This is a genomic window from Stenotrophomonas sp. P5_B8, assembly GCF_054049855.1.
The window spans coordinates 1-2192 of sequence record NZ_JBFULO010000538.1 but is presented as its reverse complement, the minus strand read 5'-3'; the positions used below and the strand labels follow the sequence as shown (position 1 = coordinate 2192).

Sequence of the window (2192 nt, the reverse complement as noted above, 5' to 3'; positions counted from 1 at the left end):
CACGAAACCCGCGTTGGACAGCTCGGCGCGGGTGGCGGCGATGTTGCCCGAGAGTTTTTCCTGGTTGTCCGCATAGACCGCCATCAGAAAGTGATACTCACCCAGGACGAAATTACCCGACGACAACTGGTCCATGGCCTGGTCGAGCTCGATGATCTGGCTGACGGCCTTGTCGCCTGAAGAGATCATCATGCCCTTGGTACGGTCGAGCACCTTGAGGGCATCCTGTCGCCCCATCGGACTGAACGAATGGGTGATGACGTACTCGAAATCGAGATACTTCAACCCATTGAGCACGCCAGGATAGGTTCCCTCGGCGTACTCCTTGATGTTGAGGATGGCGCCGAAGTGGTTCACACCGTTGGGCGTACTGACGACGAAATCGCCGGTTTTGGCGGAGAACATGTGCCGGCTGACCGGCAGATAGTCCTTCACCGGGGCACTCAACACCGGCACCGGCTCATCGATCCGGTTGAGGAGATACCCGAAGAACTCCAGCGTTTCGGAGAAAACTTGACCGTTCTTGGCCTCGTACATGCCCATGCGATACGGGGCGTAGTCGCGAATGACCGCCTCGACGTTGCCCGCCATTTCCAGCAGGGTCGCAATGGCCTGGTCCTGTTCTGCCTGCAGCTTGGTCACGTTGGACGATTTGTCCATCATCCGCTTGCCCGCCACCACAGGGCGGTAGAGCATGGTCAGGTACAGCTCGTTCTGCATGATGCGCTGCGAAGACAGCATGCCCATGTACTGGTCGGACACATCCTGATTGAAACGCTGACCAAACTGGCTGCGCGCCTTGAGCTGGCGCCTGCGGCGAATATCGTGCACCCAGAAAGCCACGTTGACGAAGTCTGGCGCGCGTAGCGTCTGCAAGAGCCGGTTGAACGTGTTGTGTTTGTGCTCCAGCTCCCAATCCTCGCGCCCAACGAAAGGAAGCCCTTCCAAGTGCCAGGTCAACAGGAAATCGCCACCCGTGGTCTTGACGACCGTCGGCGCCACATGGGACGACAGGGGAATGAATTCGCTGATCGACGTATCGGGACTGAACATGCCTGCTTCCAATGAAGATGCTGCGGAGGTGGAGCTCTTGCCTGGACTGGGCAGGCGAGATGGATCGCCTGCCCAGCGTGCTGCCTGACGCCTCAGACCGACGGCGGCTGTTTGTCGCGGTAGTGATTGGGCGTGAACACCCACATCCCGTCATGGTCCTGTAGGTTCCGCGCCTTGAACTTGAACTGCAGACGCAGACCGATCAGCCGGAAGATCATTTCGTCGCGCTTGGCCATATGCCGCATGACGAAAATGGCGATCGGAATGGTGACCAGCAGCCGCATGTCGAAGTACATGCTGAGCAGCAACAGGCCACCTGCAACCAGGAAGAACGGGACGTAGGGCACGCCCAGAAACATGGCCGGGCGTGTGCAGCCCCGGAACAGCACGTTCTTATGCACTGTAGTACTGGACTGCGTTGTACAGAGCGGCAGCAGYGCTGCCACCGCAGTTGGAGCTCGAGGAATCGCCGAGCAGCATCTTGGCGATCTGGCCAGCGGCACCGATCAGGAGGCCGCCGATCAGGATCGGGGCGACGTCACCGATGCGCTTGTGCGCGAAGGCGATCTGATAGCCGGCAAAAATAACCGCAATGGTGACCACCGCGATCGAGGCGATGTTGAGCAGACCGTTGATGTTGGTGAAGAAGCCGCAGACTTTTTCATCCGTGCCGCCGAAGTTGGTGCCCTGGGCAAACACGTCCGGCACGACCGCCATGGCAACGAAGGCGACAGCCATCAGCATGGTCTTCAGCGTGCGCTGGGTCTGGGTCAGATCGAGATTGGTACGCTTCATTGGTGATTTCCTTGTTGATGGTCAAACACAACTGAATCGGCCGCGCCGGGTGGCTGGCCGTGCGACGACTTCGTCAGAACACGAAGGCTGCATCCCCAGCAGGGATGTTCTGTACAGGCGGCCGCGGAGCCGTAACGGCCGGCGCGGGAACTGCCTGGGGTGTATTTCTTTCGCYCCACGGGCGCACCACAACCGGCCCTCCGGACGGCGGCGCCTCCTGGCTTGGAAGCTCGGGGGCCGCAATGGGTGACGGCATGGCAGCCTGCGCTGGCAAGGCGTGATCGAGGGCCCCCATGACGACCCGCGACAGTGCCGCATCCGCCGTCCTGGTCAGGCCACCGCGC

The 2192-nt window shown here is 60.5% G+C and carries 3 protein-coding genes; all 3 read right to left on the bottom strand.

Annotated elements, in window-relative coordinates:
- On the bottom strand, positions 1-1053 hold a 1053-nt coding region (locus ACXJKH_RS19070; RefSeq protein ID WP_457321728.1), incomplete at its 3' end, for a VirB4 family type IV secretion/conjugal transfer ATPase.
- Positions 1054-1145: 92 nt separating this feature from the next.
- Positions 1146-1454 carry a type IV secretion system protein VirB3 gene (locus ACXJKH_RS19065; RefSeq protein ID WP_457321726.1) on the bottom strand — a complete coding sequence of 103 codons (309 nt, stop codon included), beginning with the start codon at positions 1452-1454 and terminating at the stop codon, positions 1146-1148.
- Complete coding sequence (locus ACXJKH_RS19060; protein WP_457321724.1) at positions 1447-1848, bottom strand: TrbC/VirB2 family protein; 402 nt, start codon at positions 1846-1848, stop codon at positions 1447-1449. Before ACXJKH_RS19060 ends, ACXJKH_RS19065 begins: the two co-directional genes overlap by 8 nt.
- Positions 1849-2192: the final 344 nt, after the last annotated feature.